The sequence below is a fragment of the Chitinophagales bacterium genome (assembly GCA_019638515.1).
Lineage (GTDB): Bacteria > Bacteroidota > Bacteroidia > Chitinophagales > LD1 > UBA7692.
The window spans coordinates 83,083-100,395 of the sequence record JAHBTS010000008.1; the positions used below are offsets into that span (position 1 = coordinate 83,083).

General features: G+C 39.7%; 18 protein-coding genes. 8 read left to right on the plus strand and 10 right to left on the minus strand.

Going from position 1 to position 17,313, the window contains the following annotated elements; genetic code table 11:
* The first annotated feature begins 13 nt into the window (after positions 1-13).
* The 3 genes from KF872_11990 to KF872_12000 all read left to right on the plus strand — a co-directional run bounded on the left by KF872_11990 (position 14) and on the right by KF872_12000 (position 3,185).
* Positions 14-883, plus strand: a complete 870-nt coding sequence (locus KF872_11990; GenBank protein ID MBX2904259.1) for a carbon-nitrogen hydrolase — start codon at positions 14-16, stop codon at positions 881-883.
* Between the two features lie 7 nt (positions 884-890).
* Complete coding sequence (locus KF872_11995; protein ID MBX2904260.1) at positions 891-1,559, plus strand: ABC transporter ATP-binding protein; 669 nt, start codon at positions 891-893, stop codon at positions 1,557-1,559.
* An 87-nt stretch (positions 1,560-1,646) separates the two neighbouring features.
* Positions 1,647-3,185, plus strand: coding sequence for an acyl-CoA carboxylase subunit beta (locus tag KF872_12000; GenBank protein ID MBX2904261.1), 1,539 nt, complete (start codon positions 1,647-1,649; stop codon positions 3,183-3,185).
* Between the two features lie 287 nt (positions 3,186-3,472).
* Here KF872_12000 and KF872_12005 read toward each other — a convergent pair whose 3' ends face one another.
* From KF872_12005 to recQ, 5 genes are all read right to left on the minus strand, one after another.
* Entirely contained in the window at positions 3,473-3,613 is a 141-nt protein-coding gene (locus KF872_12005) for a hypothetical protein (GenBank protein MBX2904262.1), read from the minus strand.
* An 18-nt stretch (positions 3,614-3,631) separates the two neighbouring features.
* Complete coding sequence (locus tag KF872_12010) at positions 3,632-4,537, minus strand: ethanolamine ammonia-lyase reactivating factor EutA (GenBank protein ID MBX2904263.1); 906 nt, start codon at positions 4,535-4,537, stop codon at positions 3,632-3,634.
* Between the two features lie 73 nt (positions 4,538-4,610).
* Entirely contained in the window at positions 4,611-4,862 is a 252-nt protein-coding gene (locus tag KF872_12015; GenBank protein ID MBX2904264.1) for a DUF167 domain-containing protein, read from the minus strand.
* A gap of 7 nt (positions 4,863-4,869) precedes the next feature.
* Positions 4,870-5,505, minus strand: a complete 636-nt coding sequence (locus tag KF872_12020) for a transglutaminase family protein (protein ID MBX2904265.1) — start codon at positions 5,503-5,505, stop codon at positions 4,870-4,872.
* A gap of 36 nt (positions 5,506-5,541) precedes the next feature.
* The gene (recQ, locus tag KF872_12025) at positions 5,542-7,746 is read right to left on the minus strand and encodes a DNA helicase RecQ (protein MBX2904266.1); all 2,205 of its coding nucleotides are present in this window, start codon (positions 7,744-7,746) and stop codon (positions 5,542-5,544) included.
* A gap of 172 nt (positions 7,747-7,918) precedes the next feature.
* Between recQ and KF872_12030 the strand changes: the two genes are divergently transcribed.
* Positions 7,919-8,998, plus strand: a complete 1,080-nt coding sequence (locus KF872_12030; GenBank protein MBX2904267.1) for an NTP transferase domain-containing protein — start codon at positions 7,919-7,921, stop codon at positions 8,996-8,998.
* The gene (locus KF872_12035; protein MBX2904268.1) at positions 8,995-9,708 is read left to right on the plus strand and encodes a glycosyltransferase family 2 protein; all 714 of its coding nucleotides are present in this window, start codon (positions 8,995-8,997) and stop codon (positions 9,706-9,708) included. Before KF872_12030 ends, KF872_12035 begins: the two co-directional genes overlap by 4 nt.
* A 3-nt stretch (positions 9,709-9,711) precedes the next feature.
* Here KF872_12035 and KF872_12040 read toward each other — a convergent pair whose 3' ends face one another.
* The 3 genes from KF872_12040 to KF872_12050 are packed head-to-tail and all read right to left on the minus strand — an operon-like array spanning position 9,712 to position 12,546.
* Positions 9,712-10,683: a cytochrome c gene (locus tag KF872_12040; GenBank protein ID MBX2904269.1), complete on the minus strand. Its 972-nt coding sequence runs from the start codon at positions 10,681-10,683 to the stop codon at positions 9,712-9,714.
* Positions 10,684-10,717: 34 nt separating this feature from the next.
* A complete protein-coding gene (locus KF872_12045) occupies positions 10,718-11,629 on the minus strand; it encodes a lipoate--protein ligase (GenBank protein ID MBX2904270.1) in 912 nt (303 codons plus the stop codon).
* A gap of 2 nt (positions 11,630-11,631) precedes the next feature.
* The gene (locus tag KF872_12050) at positions 11,632-12,546 is read right to left on the minus strand and encodes a ceramidase domain-containing protein (protein MBX2904271.1); all 915 of its coding nucleotides are present in this window, start codon (positions 12,544-12,546) and stop codon (positions 11,632-11,634) included.
* 77 nt (positions 12,547-12,623) lie between these two features.
* On the opposite strand from KF872_12050, the gene KF872_12055 reads away from it, so the two are divergent.
* On the plus strand, positions 12,624-13,493 hold the full coding sequence (locus tag KF872_12055; GenBank protein ID MBX2904272.1) for a hydroxymethylglutaryl-CoA lyase: 870 nt from the start codon (positions 12,624-12,626) through the stop codon (positions 13,491-13,493).
* 10 nt (positions 13,494-13,503) lie between these two features.
* On the opposite strand, the gene KF872_12060 is transcribed toward KF872_12055, so the two are convergent.
* On the minus strand, positions 13,504-14,493 hold the full coding sequence (locus tag KF872_12060; GenBank protein MBX2904273.1) for a hypothetical protein: 990 nt from the start codon (positions 14,491-14,493) through the stop codon (positions 13,504-13,506).
* A 305-nt stretch (positions 14,494-14,798) separates the two neighbouring features.
* Between KF872_12060 and KF872_12065 the strand changes: the two genes are divergently transcribed.
* On the plus strand, positions 14,799-15,623 hold the full coding sequence (locus tag KF872_12065) for an SDR family oxidoreductase (GenBank protein ID MBX2904274.1): 825 nt from the start codon (positions 14,799-14,801) through the stop codon (positions 15,621-15,623).
* Positions 15,624-15,642: 19 nt separating this feature from the next.
* Here KF872_12065 and KF872_12070 read toward each other — a convergent pair whose 3' ends face one another.
* Positions 15,643-16,305, minus strand: a complete 663-nt coding sequence (locus KF872_12070; protein ID MBX2904275.1) for a protein-L-isoaspartate(D-aspartate) O-methyltransferase — start codon at positions 16,303-16,305, stop codon at positions 15,643-15,645.
* Between the two features lie 150 nt (positions 16,306-16,455).
* Between KF872_12070 and KF872_12075 the strand changes: the two genes are divergently transcribed.
* Positions 16,456-17,283 (plus strand): endonuclease/exonuclease/phosphatase family protein, encoded by an 828-nt coding sequence (locus KF872_12075; GenBank protein ID MBX2904276.1) that lies wholly within the window; start codon positions 16,456-16,458, stop codon positions 17,281-17,283.
* Positions 17,284-17,313: the final 30 nt, after the last annotated feature.

Consider the following 17,313-nt stretch of genomic DNA (forward strand, 5'->3'; position numbering starts at 1 on the left):
CTTCATTTAAGTTATGAAGAAAGTAAAAGTTGGATTAGTGCAAATGAGTTGCACTGCAGATGTAAAAGCAAATGTAGAAAAGGCAATAAATGGTGTGCGCGAAACTGCGGCCCAAGGTGCTCAAATTGTATGCCTGCAAGAGCTGTTTACCAGCCTGTATTTTTGCGATGTAGAAGATTATGAGAATTTTAAACTGGCAGAAGCCATTCCCGGAGAAACTACCAACACGCTGTGTGCTTTGGCAAAGGAATTAAACGTTGTAATTATTGCTTCGCTGTTTGAAAAAAGAACCGAAGGTTTATACCACAACACCACAGCAGTAATTGATGCCGATGGAGCTTATTTGGGTAAGTACCGCAAAATGCATATTCCGGACGATCCTGCTTATTACGAGAAGTTTTATTTCACTCCGGGCGATTTAGGCTATAAAGTTTTTCAAACAAAGTTTGCGAAAATAGGTGTGCTTATTTGTTGGGATCAGTGGTATCCGGAGGCTGCACGCATTACCGCACTCATGGGAGCCGAAATTTTGTTTTATCCTACCGCAATCGGTTGGGCTACTTCGCAAGAAGAAGCTACCAATATCGAGCAGTACGGTGCTTGGCAAACTATGCAGCGAGCACATGCTATTTCAAACGGTGTGCATGTGGTAAGTGTAAACCGTGTGGGCTTTGAGCAAAATGGTGCTATGAAGTTTTGGGGCGGTAGTTTTGTGAGCAATCCGTTTGGCAGTTTGCTTTATTTGGCTTCGCATGACAAAGAAGAAAATAAAGTAGTGGAGTTAGATTTAAAGGCTACAGATTTTTACAGAACACATTGGCCGTTTTTGCGCGATAGAAGAATAGATTCTTACGCACCAATTACCCAACGTTTTATAGACTAATGCAAGCATGTTGCGCGCTACCAACATAGAAAAAAGTTATGGGGCACTGCAAGTGCTAAAGGGCATTTCTCTAGAAGTGGCACAGGGCGAAATTGTTTCGCTTACAGGCGCATCGGGTGCAGGAAAAAGCACACTGCTTCACATTCTTGGCACATTAGATAAACCCGATAAAGGCGAAGTGTTTTTACACGATAAGAATATTTTTAAGCAAGGTGAAAAGCAGTTAGCCACCTTTAGAAATAGTGCCTTAGGTTTTGTTTTTCAGTTTCACCACTTGCTGCCGGAGTTTACAGCATTAGAAAATGTGTGTATGCCTGCTTTTATTGCAGGAAAAGATAAAAAGGAAACACAAGAGCGTGCAAAAGAATTGTTGGCACTGCTCAATGTTGCACATCGGCTTCAGCATAAACCAGCAGAACTTTCTGGCGGGGAACAGCAAAGAGTGGCGGTAGCACGTGCATTTATCAATAAGCCATCTGTAATTTTAGCCGATGAGCCTTCGGGAAATTTAGATACAGCCAATGCCCAAAGTTTGCACGAATTGTTTTTCGATTTGCGCAAGGCTTTTAATCAAACCTTTATTATTGTTACGCATAATCAAGAATTAGCACAAATGGCCGATCGCTGTATTCATTTAAAAGATGGGCAAATAGACCATACGTACATACGTTCATAGGTGTTTTCTACAGTATAATTTTCGGCAGCTAATTTTTCTCTTTTTTCTTTTGGCGATTGCTCTATGTTTGTTCAATATTAGTACAACATGAAGCCGTTAGAAATTCTTCAACAAAAACAAGCGCAAGCATTGCTTGGCGGAGGCAGCGATAAAATTGATGCTCAGCATAAAAAAGGAAAACTTACTGCCCGCGAACGCATAGATTTATTACTCGATGCCGGAAGTTTTGAGGAAATTGGCATGTTGGTAGAGCATCGTGCCCGCGATTTTGGTATGGATAAACAAGTGTTTTTGGGCGATGGTGTGGTAACAGGTTATGGCACTGTAAATGGTCGTTTGGTGTATGTTTTTTCTCAAGACTTTACAGTTTTTGGAGGCGCATTAAGCGAAACACATGCCGAAAAAATTTGCAAGATAATGGACTTGGCAATGCGCAATGGCGCTCCGGTAATTGGCTTAAATGATAGTGGTGGTGCTCGCATTCAAGAAGGAGTGGTAAGCTTAGGAGGTTATGCCGATATTTTTTATAGGAATACGCTTGCAAGTGGCGTAGTGCCTCAAATTTCGGCTATTTTGGGACCGTGTGCAGGTGGTGCTGTGTATTCTCCGGCAATTACGGATTTTATTATGATGGTTGAAAATACTTCATACATGTTTGTAACAGGCCCCAACGTGGTAAAAACCGTTACACACGAAGAAGTAAGCAGCGAAGAATTAGGCGGAGCCAATACACATGCCGCTAAAAGTGGTGTTACGCATTTTTCGTTTGCCAACGAAGTTGCCTGCATTCAAGGAATAAAAACCTTGCTGAGTTTTATTCCTCAAAATTGTGAAGAAGAAGCTCCGGCACTTACTTATGAAGTATCTGATGAAGTGCGGCCGAAATTAAATGCTGTTATTCCAGAAAACCCGCAGCAGCCTTACGATATACGCGATGTAATTGCAGAACTTGCCGATGCAGATTCATTTTTTGAAGTGCATAAGGATTATGCAGAAAATATTGTAGTGGGCTTTGCAAGAATGGCAGGTAGAAGTATCGGAATTATAGCCAACCAACCTGCGGTATTGGCTGGTGTGTTAGACATAAATGCATCAAAAAAAGGAGCGCGGTTTGTACGTTTTTGCGATGCTTTCAATATCCCATTGCTTACATTGGTAGATGTGCCGGGTTTTCTTCCGGGAACCGATCAAGAGTGGAACGGAATTATTACCAATGGTGCTAAATTGCTATTTGCTTTTTCTGAAGCCACTGTGCCAAAAGTTACGGTAATTGTGCGTAAAGCGTATGGTGGAGCTTACGATGTAATGAATAGCAAGCACATAGGTGCCGATATGAATTTTGCTTGGCCACAGGCCGAAATTGCAGTAATGGGTGCCAAGGGTGCTGCCGAAATTATTTTTAAGAAAGAGATTGCCGCTGCCGAAGATAGAGTTGCCAAATTAGCAGAGGTAGAAATGCAGTATAAAGAAACATTTGCTAATCCTTACAAGGCAGCAGCACGCGGGTTTATAGACGAAGTAATTGAACCTGCTGCTACACGCAAAAAACTAATTAGCACGTTTAAAATGTTGGAAAATAAAGCGGTAAAGCTGCCTCGTAAAAAACACGATAATATTCCTCTGTAAGAATATTGTGTTGCAAAGATAGGTTGAAGGGAAGTTACCTTTTCACGATTTCTACACCATCTACAAAGTAGTTTGTTTCACCCTGCCAAAAGAAGTTTTTTAGTACTTCATGATAGTGTAGGCTTACATATTTTCCTTCGCAGTTTTTAAGTTGTTGTGCTGTGGCTTCATCTTTTACAGAAAAATGCCAGATGAGATTTACACCAACTGTTTCGGGACTTGGCTGTAAGCCCCCAATATTAAGTTCGCCTTCATACGTTTTAAAGAAATAGCCTTCTTTGTGGAATTTAATGAGCAGCCCTGCTGCGGTTTCCTTCGCTGTAAGTATAGCCGCTAATAAAGTAAGCTATTACAGCAATTACAATTAAAATAAACGCAAACCATAGGAAGATTTTAGTAAGGAGGCTTTTAATAGAATTAGTATCCATAATTAAGAGTTTAAATTGTTATCTAGTCGCAGTTGTACTGTTTTTATACTCTGTGTACACCTCTCTTACAATACCATCGCTCAAACCGATTTTTGGAACGTATATTTTTTTTGAATTGGTGCAGCGCATGAGTGTAAGAAAAATTTCTCCGGCAGGAATAATTACATCGGCACGGTCGGGGTTTAAATCTAAGAGTTTAATGCGATCGTCTATGGAAAAAGATTTTATGTGTTGAACTATTTCGTTCAATGTATCAAAACTCATGGCTTTGCCGGATTTTAGCTGTGCAATTTTCGATATGCGGTTAATGTTTCCACCGGAGCCAATCATCGAAAAATTTTCAACTCCTTTTAGTTGTTTTTTCAACCAATCTTTTAGGAGTTTCCAATCTTTTGGGGTTACTTGATTTTGTAAAATTCTAATGGTGCCGATATTGAATGATGTGGCGGCTATGGCTTCTTTATTCACAAAAATAGTAATTTCTGTGCTGCCGCCACCAACATCTACAAATACACAGTTGGTACCTATTTTGGCAGCTTGTGCATGTTGGCTGTTAAATATCATACTGGCTTCGCTGTTGCCGGTAATAATGCCAATTTCTATACCGGCTTCTTCGCGTATACGCTTTACGATTTCTTTTCCGTTTTTGGCCTCGCGCATGGCGCTGGTGGCGCAGCCTTTGTAGTGTACTACTTCGTTGGCAATCATAAGGTGTTTAAACCCTTTCATGGCTTCAACCAATCTATCTACTGTGGCTTTGGGAATTTTATGTTCAGAAAATGCAGTGCCGCCCAAGCGAACGGGTACTCTAATGAGTGCACTTTTTTTAAATAGGGGAGTAGTGCCGTTTTCTACCACATTAGCAATGAGTAAACGAACAGAGTTGGAGCCAATATCTATGGCTGCTACTTTTTTAATTTCCAATGCGCGTTATTTTCAATCAAAAAACATTTCAAAAATTTTGAAACCGAAATAGAGTTTTCAACGCGTGTGGAAGTTACCGAAGATGCTGTAATGTGCCGGGTTCGGCATCTATTTCAATTGTCTTAAAAGGGGCGTTTGCTCCTTTTAAAATAGTTATCTTGGATTTTGGAACTTTGAGTTGCTGGCTTAAAAACTGAATGAGTTCTTTGTTGGCTTTGCCTTCGGTAGCAGGTGCTTTTACTTTTACAACTATTTTGCCTGGTTCGGGAGTTGTAATTTCGTTTTGCTTACTGCCTGCTTTTACCTGAATATGAAGGGTAACCATGCTGTTGTTATTCAGCAAGCGTAAACGATTGCTGCTCAAAAAAATGAGGATAATGTGCTTTTAATTCTGCCACAAATAAATCGTATGGGAAATCGGCAAATTGGCCGTATTCGTGCAGGTATTCCATGTATTGCTTTCCATCTCCGGTAAACTGTTGGAAAACAGAATGGTGAACTCCGTCAAAATCTAAAGCGGGTACATTAAATTTTTGGCAGAGCGATTGGTTGAATGCGGGAGTGCATTTTACCCAATTCCCATCAATTAAAAACTCGTTGTAGCCGTGAAAAACAAATTTGTCGGTACGCAGTTGTTCGCGAAATTTTTCGGTGGAAATATGGTTGCGAACAATAGAGAAACCTAGGCGCGATGGTATGCCGTGTACTCTTCCAACGGCTGCCAGCAGGAGCGATTTTTCTACGCAATATCCCGATTTTCGTTCGAGTGTTTGGCTGGCCGAAATTTGTTTGGGATCTAAAACCAAATGGTAGGGCGAATACCAAATTTCATCGCGTACGGCATAGTATAAATCTACTGCTTTTTCGCGATCCGACTTACCGGCCTTGGTTCTGGTTTGTGCAAATTCAATTACGCTTGGGTGGTTGGAGTCTATAAATTCTGTTGCCCTTAAATATTCATTCATCATGTTACATTATTCGCTTCGGTACAAGTATATTCTTTTTTAGTTGGCTAATTCGCTCATGAATTTCATGCGTATGAGGTGTATATTTTCGATGTCCACATCATCGTTTTCAAATTCGTTGTAAGCGGCATCTAATGAGTCGGTTGGTGCGGTACGGAAATAGTCGAAAATATCTTTTACCAAGTCTTCGTCCATTACATCAAACAAGTAATAGTCTAAGTTTAACTTGGTGCCGCTGTTTACAATGCTTTCGAGTTCTTGTATTAGCTCGCTCTTTTTCATGTTCATGTTGCGGGCAATATCTTCGATGCTAAGGCGCTTATCAATCATTTGAATGATTTTTATTTTTTCTGCGCCTTTGCTTGCCACTCCTTTTACAGTAAAGTCTGCCGGCCGGTCTATTTCGTTTTCTTCTACATATTTACTAATGAGTGCAATAAACGGCTTGCCGTATTTTTCGGCTTTGCCTTTGCTTACGCCATTTATGGTTGCAAGTTCATCTAAAGTTATTGGGTATCGAGTAGCCATTTCTTCGAGCGAAAACTCTTGGAAAATTACATAAGGTGGAAGGTTGAACTGCTTGCCTGTTTTTACTTGCAGGTCTTTTAGCATTTTAAAGAGGGTATCGTCTAATGCTGCAGTTTGTTTTCCCGAAAGTTCGGTAACTATATCGGTTGCATCGTCTTCATAGTTATGGTTTTTACTTACCTTAATGCTGAATGGTTTTTTAAGATATTCTAAACTTTTCTTGTTTAGTTTGAGCATGCCGTATTGCTCAATGTCTTTATCTATTAGTCCACGCATCATGGCATTGCGTATTACGGCATTCCAGTAGGCATCGTCATATTCTGCGCCAATGCCAAACCAGTCTTGTTTATCGTATTTAAAGTCGGTAACTTCTTTTACTTTTTTGCCTGTAATTAGTTTTACGATGTAAGGTAAATCGTGGTTTTCTTTTACTACTTGAATTACTTTAATGGCTTGCTGTACTTGCTTTTGTACTTCAATTTTTTCTTTCGGATGGCGGCAGTTATCGCACATGCCGTTGCAACTGTTTTCGCCAAATTCTTCGCCAAAGTAGTGTAGTAAAAATTTTCTGCGGCAACCGGAATCTTCTATGTATGCTACTGTTTCGTTTACTAACTGCAATCCTCTTTCGCGCTCTGCTACTGTTTTGTCGCGCAGTAGTTTTTCGAGCTTCGAAATATCTTTGTAACTAAAGTAGGTAATGCATTCTCCGTCTAAACCATCGCGTCCTGCTCGTCCGGTTTCTTGGTAATAGTTTTCTAGCGATTTTGGAATATCGTAGTGAATAATATAGCGAATATCCGGTTTGTCTATACCCATTCCAAATGCAATGGTGGCAACAATTACGTCAATTTCTTCCATAAGGAAGGCATCTTGTATGCCTGCTCTTTTTTTGGTGTCTAAGCCTGCGTGGTAGGCATCGGCTTTTATACCGTTTACGCGTAATACACTGGCCAAATCATCGGCTGTTTTTCTATTGATTACATAGATAATACCACTTTTCCCGGTACGTTGTTTAATGAACTGCACCATGTTTTTTATAGCGAGGTTGGGATTCTTTTTGGTGCGGATTTCATAGTACAAGTTGGGGCGATTAAAACTTGACATGAAAATATTGGGGTCTCGCAGATCGAGTGTTTTTACAATGTCATTTTGTACTTTTGGCGTAGCTGTGGCGGTGAGCGCCATAATAGGAATATTGTCTCCCAACTTCTCTATTACTTCCCTAATTTTACGGTATTCGGGTCTAAAATCGTGTCCCCACTCCGAAATGCAGTGTGCTTCGTCCACGGCAATGAAACTCACTTTTACTGCAGAAAAAATTTCGATAGTTTCTTCTTTGTTAAGTGTTTCGGGGGCTACATAAAGCAACTTGGTTTTGCCATCGTGTACGTCTTTTATTACTTGTGTTCTTTGCGTTTTATTGAGTGAAGAATTAAGGAAGTGGGCAATGTCGTCTTTGGCAGAATAGTTACGCACCAAATCTACCTGATTTTTCATGAGGGCAATTAGTGGCGATATAATGATGGCTACGCCTTCCTGAATTACTGCTGGCAGCTGGTAGCAAAGCGATTTGCCTCCACCGGTGGGCATCAGTACCAAGGTATCTTTACCCTCAAGTACAGATCGGATAATATTTTCTTGGTTGCCCTTAAATTGGTTAAACCCAAAATTTTCCTGAAGCGCCTCCGTGAGTGTTTGTTCATCAACTTGCATAAGCACAGTTTTTATTTCCGTGTAAGTTATAGTAAAACTTTTTTATTAAGCTAAACTTTTTTGTTCTTAAATAGCGTTTTAAAAAAGGGAGCCGAAATTAAAATTTTAATACCAAACAAAGAACCATACTTTCGCGCTCGCAAAAAGTTTGTAATAAGATAATAAGTATAAAATGAGCCACACGTATGTTGTGATTATGGCAGGCGGAATCGGCAGCCGTTTTTGGCCTAAAAGCCGTGCTGCTAAGCCTAAACAATTTTTAGATATTTTAAATGTAGGGAAAACACTTTTACAGCTAACGCTTGAAAGATTATTGCCTATTTGCCCTATCGAAAATTTTTATGTGGTAACTGCCGATATTTATGAAAAAGCTGTAGTGGAGCAATTGCCTGAATTACCAAAAGAGAACATAATTAAAGAGCCTGTACGCAGAAATACAGCGCCTTGTATTGCTTATGCTTGCGATAAAATTATTGCACGCGATAAGAATGCTAATGTCATTATTGTTCCTTCGGATCAGCTAATTGTGCATACCGATAAATACCTGCGTATTTTGCGCAAGTGCTTGGCATTTACGGCAAAGCAAGAAGTGCTGGTTACTATTGGTGTAAAGCCTACCAAACCTTCAACCGGATACGGCTATATTCAATACCTAGAGGCCGTAGAAGATGAAGGCTTTCATAAGGTAAAAACTTTTACTGAAAAACCTTCGTTGGAAATAGCAAAAACATTTATTGAAAGTGGCGATTTCCTTTGGAACTCAGGCATGTTTGTGTGGAAGGCCAAAACCATTTTAAAGGCATTCCATAAGCTATTGCCGGAAGTAATAGATGCGTTTGAAGGCGCACATGATGCTTATGGCACTAAGAGCGAAAAAAAGTTTATAGAGAAAGCCTATTCTGTAGTTACCAATATTTCTATTGATTATGGCGTAATGGAAAAGGCTAATAATGTTTATACCATTCCGGCCGATTTTGGCTGGAGCGATATTGGTACTTGGGATTCGCTTTTTGATGTGTATGAGAAAGATTATTTGGGCAATGCCGTAAAAGGGAAAAATGTGAAGATATACGATGCTCAAAATAATATGATAATGGCAGACGATCAAAAACTAGTAGTGCTGCAAGGTATTGAAGGTTTGTGCGTAGTAGATACCGGAGATGTATTGCTAATTTGCCAGCGCTCTAAGGAACAGGAAATAAAGCAAATTACCATAGATTTAAAAGTTGCCGGACTCGATAATTTTTTATGAAGCTATCCATTGTAATTCCTGCATACAACGAAGAAACCACTATTCACCATATTTTAAATAGCGTGAAAAATGTGGTACTTATTGGTGGTATTGCAAAGGAAATTATTGTGGTAAACGATTGCTCTACCGATAACACAGAGCAAGCAATATTAGACTACATAACTGCCAATGCTGCGCTCGATATTCGCTACTGTAAGCACGAAGTAAATAAAGGGAAAGGTGCAGCATTGCATACAGGAATTGCGGCAGCATCGGGCGCATACATTGTAATACAAGATGCCGATTTGGAGTATGACCCCAACGAATACAATGTGTTATTAAAACCAGTGCTGGATGGCTTTGCAGATGTGGTTTACGGTACGCGGTTTATGGGCGGAAAACCGCACAGAATCTTGTTTTTTTGGCATACGGTAGGCAATAAGTTTCTAACATTTTTAAGCAATATGTTTACCAATTTGAATCTTACAGATATGGAAACATGCTACAAACTTTTTAGGAGTGAAGTGGTAAAATCGCTTGATTTAAAAGAGCAACGATTTGGGTTTGAACCCGAAGTAACTGCTAAAATGAGTCGCTACCCAAAAGTGCGCATCTACGAAGTGGGCATTTCGTATTACGGACGCACGTATGAAGAAGGCAAAAAAATTGGCTGGCGCGATGGTTTTAGAGCCATTTGGTGTATTTTAAAATATAATACTTGGGCTAAGTAGCTGCTATAAATCTTCTTTATCCCATTGCCTGTTTACCTCATTACTAATGGCAGGGATAGTTCTCATGTATTGCCAAAGCGCTTTCACTTCGCTATCCGGTAAACCAGCGTAGGGAAGCATTGGATAGCGCACAGGTTTGCCGTCTTTTCTTTTAGAAGAAACCAAGGCATTTTTAAAATCCTCTTCTGTCCAAGTTCCAATTCCGGTTTTTTCATCTTGAGTAATATTGGCGGTGTAAATTTCATTGCCATTTAAAGTAAACATGGTGTTTCCACCGCAGAAAAAGCCGGGTGTTTTCTCGGGTTCAGTAAAATTGAGCGTTTTAAAGTCTTGGCTGTGGCATGTCCAACAATCGTAGCGCCCGAGTGCTAAATAACGCCCGTATGCAACAAGGTTGTTGGTGTCGGGCATTTCGATAGGTTGGCTGGGATACTCTAACTTTTTAAATGCAACGCGGCATAAAAATTTTGTAAGAAAAGAAGGTGCGCTTTCGGGCTGCTCTTCTTTAGATGGTTGCACCTGTGGCAGATCGCTTTTTAAATAAGCAATAATGGCTTGTAGGTCGTAATCGCTTAGGTTGGGGTATTTGGGCATGTAAGTGGGCAAGTAAGAACCATCGGGGCGGCAGCCTGTACGAAGCAAATAAGCAATATCTGCAGCACTCCATTTGCCAATGCCTATTGCGGAATCTTGAGTAATATTGCGGGAGTATATTTCTCCAAATTCTTTGGCAAGGTCGGTTTGTTTTCGCCCGCTAAGTTTACCATCGCTTCCCAAGTGGCAAACATTACATTGTACGGCAGCAATCTTGGCACCGTGAGCAATTAGTTCGGGAGTGGGAGTGGCGGCATTAAAAGTAAACGACTCTTTTTCATAAGTAGGTAAGCTTGAAAAAGAAATATACGATGCGCCAGTGCCTATTAGAATAAGTAAAACAAGCAATAGCAATCCTAAGATTTTCAATAGTTTTCGCATGGTGAATTATTTGTATGCAAAAGTAAGAAATGAATTATTGCATGCAATGTGTAAGGCGTGCAATTTCTTCGGGATGCAACGTGAGCGCAAGCGCGTATTTGGTGAAAGTTTGGTTTGCAACTTTTTCAATAAACAAAAATGCGGGGTCGTGATATTGTACATGGCTTACTTTACCTTCGGAAATTGTAATAGAGAAGTATTGATTGGAGAGTTGGGTTTGTGGTGAGCGTCCAAAGCGCCACGAGTAGTCTTCGTATTTTTCGCGCTGCAATATTTTTACGGCTTCTATTGCTTGGGGTTGGAGTAGCTGTTGCTGTTGTGTAAGTGTAGCCGCAAGTTCTTTTTTTACCTGCATTACACTATTTAGTTTTGGGTTAAACATAGCAATATTGGCAACGCTACTGCGCACGGAACTAACTGCCTTAGTGCTTATGGTATAGGTGTTTTCTTTTAGTGCAGCACTTATTTTTTGTAAATCGGCATGTACTAAAAGTGTACCGTGGCTAATGATATTTTTTCTATCGGTAAACTGTGCATTACCCGAAATTTTTTTGCCGTTGGCTATTAAGTCATTTCTAGCGTTAAACGTTGCGGGAATGCCATTGGCTATTAAATACTGGCGTATTGGCTCGTTGAAGTAGCGATAGTTGTTTACTTTCTTTTCTTCGAACTTAGAGATAAAAGCAAAATTCAAATTGCCTGCATCGTGAAAAACTGTACCGCCTCCGCTTACTCTGCGCACTACTTTTTCGGCTTCGTTCCACCAAAAATTAAAGTTCAATTCCTTGTAAATACTTTGGTTTTTGCCTACTACGGCACAACTGTTGTTTACATACAGTATTAAATAGTCACTTTCGGCACAATCGCAATGGCGCACCAGCCATTCTTCTAAAGCGGCATAAAAAAAAGGCGATTCTCCTTCAGGAACTTCAATAAGTGTAAGCACTTTTAGTATCGAAGTTTTTCAGAAACCGGAGCAGTATCTGTGCGGTAATACATATACATAAACAAGGCGCTAGATGCGGTAAGAATATGCCAAATGGCATGGCCTTGCAGCCAGCTTTCGGGAGAGCATATTATGTGCGACCGATCGAGCATCCATATAGTAAAACCGCTTGCTAAGCATACAAAGCCACCGATTATGTAATTTGAAAATGCTGCCGATTTTTTAATGAATACTTCATAATAGAGATGGCTTGCAAGCACCAATAAAATCATGATTGGAAAAACGGTATTGATATTGAGCGTAGCCCAAGCAGTATAAATTAGTACAAAGAAAATGGCAGCAACAATTAAGCCCGTTACATGAAAACTTTTCCATTTCCCGAATAATTTAATGGTAGGAAAAATTCGGTATAAACTAAAAACTAGAATGGTTAGAACCAAAGCGTACATGCCCATTTGATCGTGCTTTTGGAATACAGATGTGAGCGATGCATGATATAAAAAACTTCCAATGCCAACATACAAAGTACAAAACCCAAATACAATAGAAAGTATAGGATAGCGTACTAAAAAGTTATCGCTTTTTCTGCGCTCCATACCTTGTTTTAAATCGGCAAAACCAAGCGAAATTATAACTAAGCCTACAGGTATGTAAGCTAAGTTGCTCCATGTATTTGCTGGTTGTTTTATGAGTGCATCTACTCGGTTTAGCTCACAAAAATGTAATGCATTACCACTAGCTGCCGCCAGTGTAACCCAAATGTTTTCTGCACCTAAAATGGTATAGCAGGTTATGAGAGCTGCCACCAATAGTATAAAAATTATGCCCGATGCAAGAAAATTTCGCCACTTTAAGTGCTCCAAATACAAGCGGGTACGCAGCACTTGCCATTTAACTCGTATGCTTATTTTACTCATGATTTTTTAAGAGTGTACGAAATAAACAAAAATGTGTTTTGTAAGCACAAAAATGTTGTTCAATTTGCACACCAGAAATGATAGTACCTCCAATTAAACTTATTGAATGCCCCAGAGATGCCATGCAGGGTATTCAGCAATTTATTTCTACCGAAAGGAAAATTGCATACATCAATAAGTTGTTGAAAGTTGGGTATAGTGCTATTGATTTTGGGAGTTTTGTTTCGCCCGATGTAATACCACAAATGGCAGATACTGCCAAAGTGTTGCAAGGATTAGAACTTACCGATAGTTCGGCACCGCTTATTGCTATTGTGGCTAATGAAAGAGGTGCATCAGATGCTTGTGTGTACGATGAAATTAGGTATCTAGGTTTTCCCTTTTCTATAAGTGAAACTTTCCAGATGCGCAATACACATGCCGATATTGCCACAGCAGTAAAGCGGGTAGCAGCCATAAAAGCACTGGCAGATAAACACGGAAAAGAGGTGATTATCTATATCTCTATGGGTTTTGGAAATCCTTATGGCGACCAGTATAGTCCGGAAATTGTTGCTTACTGGGTTGAAGAATTATCTGCATTTGGTATTAAAATTTTCATGTTGAGCGATACTATTGGCGTAGGCTCTCCTGAAAATATTTCATATCTTTTTTCCAATTTAATTCCCGCACACCCCGATTTGGAGTTTGGTGCACACTTGCATACTGCTCCGCATAATTGGCGTGTAAAAGTTGAAGCTGCATTCAACAATGGATGCAGACGCTTTGATGCTGCTATTAAGGGATTTGGTGGTTGCCCAATGGCAAAAGATGAACTTATTGGTAATATGCCAACAGAGAATTTGGTAAACTATTTTGAGCCGGCAGATTTTGGTTCACAATTTAGTTTAGATGCTTTTGAAGGTGCATTGCGCGAAGCGGCAAATGTGTTTCCTGCTACACATTAGTAGCGTGTTCTTAAAACAAATCCTTAAATACATTTTTTTTCCTATTTGCCATGTTGCGGCTGCGCAACTTTGTTACCAATGAGTTTTTATTGATGGTTTCAAACTCGCTGATTATATCTTCGTTTATAGCTTCACTGAACTTAGAAAACTCCTGAATTGCTTCAAAATATTTGCTTTCTAACAGTTTGCGGTTGGCTTTAAAATCTTTATTGGCTTTTCTAAGCAAGGGCTTAGATAAATCCAAGTAAGTTTTTAGTGTTTCTACATATAATTTGTTTTCAAACAGTTTTTCGTAGCAGTTAGCCAACCCGTTTAAAATTTGCAGCTTCACTTCGATGTTGCTGGTTTCGTTGAGTAGCTTTTTGTAAGTAGTAACTGCTGATAGATAAATGTGTTTTATGCCATTTGGCGTTTTAGCAAAGTATTCGGCATAGCGCACTTTATAGTACATGAGGCAGAGATCGCTCAGGTATGGAATGTGTTCAAAATACTTATTTATTTCGGTATAGTGAAGTTCAATATTGATTACCGTTTTGGTATCGAAAGTACTAAGCACCATTAACTGATGCCTAATATGAGCCAATAGATAAATATCTAAGGATTTTTCTGCATACTCTAATGCCGATTCAAATTCTGCCAAGGCTGCTTTATGCAAAGTTTGCTGCCAAAGTACATACGCATTGCGGAGATGTGTAATTGCTACTACGCGCATACGGAAAAAACTCTGGTTATCGTCAAGTTGTACCACATCGGTACCCATTGCCGATAGCAACTCTGTATAAAGCCGCCTTTTCAGATTAAAATAAGCAGGGGATGATTCGCCATATAGTTTTCGGCTTAGCAAATTGTCTTTATCTATGTTGTCGTAAAAAACGAGAGAAAACAGTTTAAACAATTTTGAATTGTCACCTTCACGAGTACTACCCTTAATTCGGTCGTGTACCGACTTAATCTTTTTAGTGGTTTTTATGTGTGTAACAATTTCAAAAAAATATTTCATACCCAAATAGTGGAAATGGAATATGCAAAGGTAACTTGCAGTATAGGAAACTCGGCTGTTTATGTGAGTACTTTTTGATTTTTAAGCACTTAACTCGTTGAATATCAACAGCACTTTTTTCTATTGTTTAAAAACTTATGTGAAGTTGAATGCGAAATAAATATTATATATTGAGAGTTCTACTGCGTTGGAATTTTCTCCTGCCTACGGCATATTTTTTATGTAGCAATTTATACGAAAAGAAATTGCGTGCAGGATTCCAAAAACCAAAATTTCGTTTAGGTTTGAATTTCATAAAATAAAAAATGGCTCAGGATTTATTAAAAGGAAAGAGAGGCATCATTTTTGGTGCATTAGACGAAAATTCTATTGCATGGAAAGTAGCTTTGGCAGCCCATGCGCAAGGTGCGGTATTTACGCTTACCAACGCTCCGGTGGCATTGCGTTTAGGTACTATCAACCAATTAGCTGCGGCTACGGGAGCCAAGGTAATTCCTGCCGATGCCACGTTGGTAGAAGACTTAGAAAAGTTAGTAGCAGAATCGCAAGAAGTGCTTGGTGGGAAATTAGATTTTGTATTGCATAGCGTAGGCATGAGTCCTAATGTGCGCAAGGGAAAACACTATACCGATTTGAATTACGAATGGCTACAAAAAACAATGGATATATCGGCTGTTTCGCTTCACAAAGTATTGCAAGTGTGCTATAAGCAAGATGCCTTAAGTGAGTGGGCAAGTGTAGTGGCGCTTACTTACATTGCTGCACAGAAGGCATTTCCGGGATATGGCGATATGGCAGATGCAAAGGCCACTTTAGAATCTATAGTTCGTTCGTTTGGCTACTACTATGGCAATGCAAAAAAGGTGAGGGTAAATTCGGTTTCGCAATCGCCTACTAAAACTACTGCCGGTTCGGGTATAAAGGGTTTTGATACCTTTTATGAATTTGCTGAAAAAATGAGTCCGCTTGGTAATGCCAGTGCCGAAGATTGTGCCAACTATTGTATTTCGTTGTTCAGCGATTTTTCGCGTATGGTTACTATGCAAAACCTCTTTCACGATGGCGGCTTTAGCAATGTTGGCACCAGCGATGCCATTATGAATTTGTTTCTCGAAAAAGAGGGGCAATAGAAGTTCGTTAGTAAAGCAGTTAAAACACTTTGCCTTTCAACATAGGTACAAAACGGAAGGTGTGAAATACCTCTTCTTCAAATTCTCTTGCAGAGATTTTGGTGAAGCGTTTCATAATGGTTTGTTCACCTTCTACGTGTGGTATTACCAAATTACCGCCAACGGTTAATTGCGCTAATAGTTTTTTGGGAATTTCGGGTGCTGCAGCTGTAATAATTACATGGTCGAAAGGGGCAAAGTGTGGCAAGCCTTCAAAGCCATCGCCAAAAAAGCATTTTATACTAAAATAGCCTAAGTCTTGCAGTAGCGGACGTGTAATGTCAAACAGTTTTTTTTGTCGTTCAATAGAAAATACTTTTGCGCCCAATGCTGCCAATACCGCAGCTTGGTAGCCGCTGCCGGTTCCAATTTCCAATACCTTATCGCCCGCTGCAACTTCTAATAACTGCGATTGAAAAGCTACGGTATATGGTTGCGAAATAGTTTGGCCAGCACCAATGGGGAATGCCATATCTTCATACGCATGGTTATCAAAAATGGTGTCGGAACCAAGAAAAAAGTGGCGCGGTACACTGCCAATGGCGGCTAGCACACGTTCATCGGTTATGTTTTTGGTTCTTAATTTTTCAACCAATGCTCTTCGCAATGCTTGGTGCCTGTATGTATCTGTTTTCAAATTCATTAGAGGAAAAATGAAATGCTTATCTTTAAAATCTGAACCTCGAACTTAGCACACATTTAAAGTAACTTTTCAACATTTTTTTTTTGCTTCATGTACTTGTCTAAAAACAAATTCACTGTATTTTTTTTGTGGTGTTGGGTACTGTTTCCTATGGCTGTTTTTGCTCAGCAAAATTCAGGTAAAAAGGAGATAAAAATACTTACCTACAACGTAAAATTCTTGCCCAATTTTTTAGCGCATATAAAGCACTTTCCGGTAAAGCGTGCTCCGTATATTGCCGATGCAGTATTGCTCGATTCGGTAGATGTAGTAGTGTATCAAGAAATGTTTGATGCTCGTGCAAGAAGAATATTGGAAAAGAAAATGGCGCACGATTTTCCTTACATGATAGGACCGCGTGGTCATAAACCCAAAGGGTGGAAGCGAGGCAGCGGTGTAATGGTTATGAGCAAGTACCCACTTAAACCGTTGGGGAAAACAGTATATTCAAAATGTAAGAAGATAGATTGTGTGGCGCGCAAAGGAGTAATGGTAGTAGAAGTGGATTTTAATGGGCAGCCGCTTCAGTTCTTTGGAACACACATGCAAGCCGGAGGTGGCTTAGAACTTAAAAAAATGCAGCACAAAGAATTTGGTGAAGTAATGCGGCATTATGAAAAGAGCAACGTGCCTCAAATTAGCTTAGGCGATTTTAATACCCATAAGGAGGATACAGTTATGTATAACAACTTACTGCGTGAGTTGCAAAGCCAAGATGGACCACTTACCGGAGCATTGCAGTTTACATCGGATCATACATTAAACGATATGGATGAACCTTCCGATAAAAGGAGTGTGATAGATTATATTTTGTATAGAGGAAATGGCATTGCATTAAAGTCTGCTACACGCGAGGTACGGGCTTATAGAAAGCAATGGAGCAAGAAGCATAAAGATTTATCGGACCACTTTGCTGTATTAGCAACGTTTGGTTTTTAAAATTTTAGGTAGAAAAAATTATTGTTACAT

Coding starts and splice junctions, on each gene's coding strand:
- KF872_12075 (MBX2904276.1), top strand. CDS start 16,456: ATGGCTGTTTTTGCTCAGCAAAATTCAGGTAAAAAGGAGATAAAAATA.
- KF872_12070 (MBX2904275.1), bottom strand. CDS start 16,305: ATGAATTTGAAAACAGATACATACAGGCACCAAGCATTGCGAAGAGCA.
- KF872_12040 (MBX2904269.1), bottom strand. CDS start 10,683: ATGCGAAAACTATTGAAAATCTTAGGATTGCTATTGCTTGTTTTACTT.
- KF872_12035 (MBX2904268.1), top strand. CDS start 8,995: ATGAAGCTATCCATTGTAATTCCTGCATACAACGAAGAAACCACTATT.
- KF872_12015 (MBX2904264.1), bottom strand. CDS start 4,862: ATGGTTACCCTTCATATTCAGGTAAAAGCAGGCAGTAAGCAAAACGAA.
- KF872_12000 (MBX2904261.1), top strand. CDS start 1,647: ATGAAGCCGTTAGAAATTCTTCAACAAAAACAAGCGCAAGCATTGCTT.
- KF872_12060 (MBX2904273.1), bottom strand. CDS start 14,493: ATGAAATATTTTTTTGAAATTGTTACACACATAAAAACCACTAAAAAG.
- KF872_11995 (MBX2904260.1), top strand. CDS start 891: ATGTTGCGCGCTACCAACATAGAAAAAAGTTATGGGGCACTGCAAGTG.
- KF872_12005 (MBX2904262.1), bottom strand. CDS start 3,613: ATGGATACTAATTCTATTAAAAGCCTCCTTACTAAAATCTTCCTATGG.
- recQ (MBX2904266.1), bottom strand. CDS start 7,746: ATGCAAGTTGATGAACAAACACTCACGGAGGCGCTTCAGGAAAATTTT.
- KF872_12020 (MBX2904265.1), bottom strand. CDS start 5,505: ATGATGAATGAATATTTAAGGGCAACAGAATTTATAGACTCCAACCAC.
- KF872_12065 (MBX2904274.1), top strand. CDS start 14,799: ATGGCTCAGGATTTATTAAAAGGAAAGAGAGGCATCATTTTTGGTGCA.
- KF872_12055 (MBX2904272.1), top strand. CDS start 12,624: ATGATAGTACCTCCAATTAAACTTATTGAATGCCCCAGAGATGCCATG.
- KF872_12030 (MBX2904267.1), top strand. CDS start 7,919: ATGAGCCACACGTATGTTGTGATTATGGCAGGCGGAATCGGCAGCCGT.
- KF872_11990 (MBX2904259.1), top strand. CDS start 14: ATGAAGAAAGTAAAAGTTGGATTAGTGCAAATGAGTTGCACTGCAGAT.
- KF872_12050 (MBX2904271.1), bottom strand. CDS start 12,546: ATGAGTAAAATAAGCATACGAGTTAAATGGCAAGTGCTGCGTACCCGC.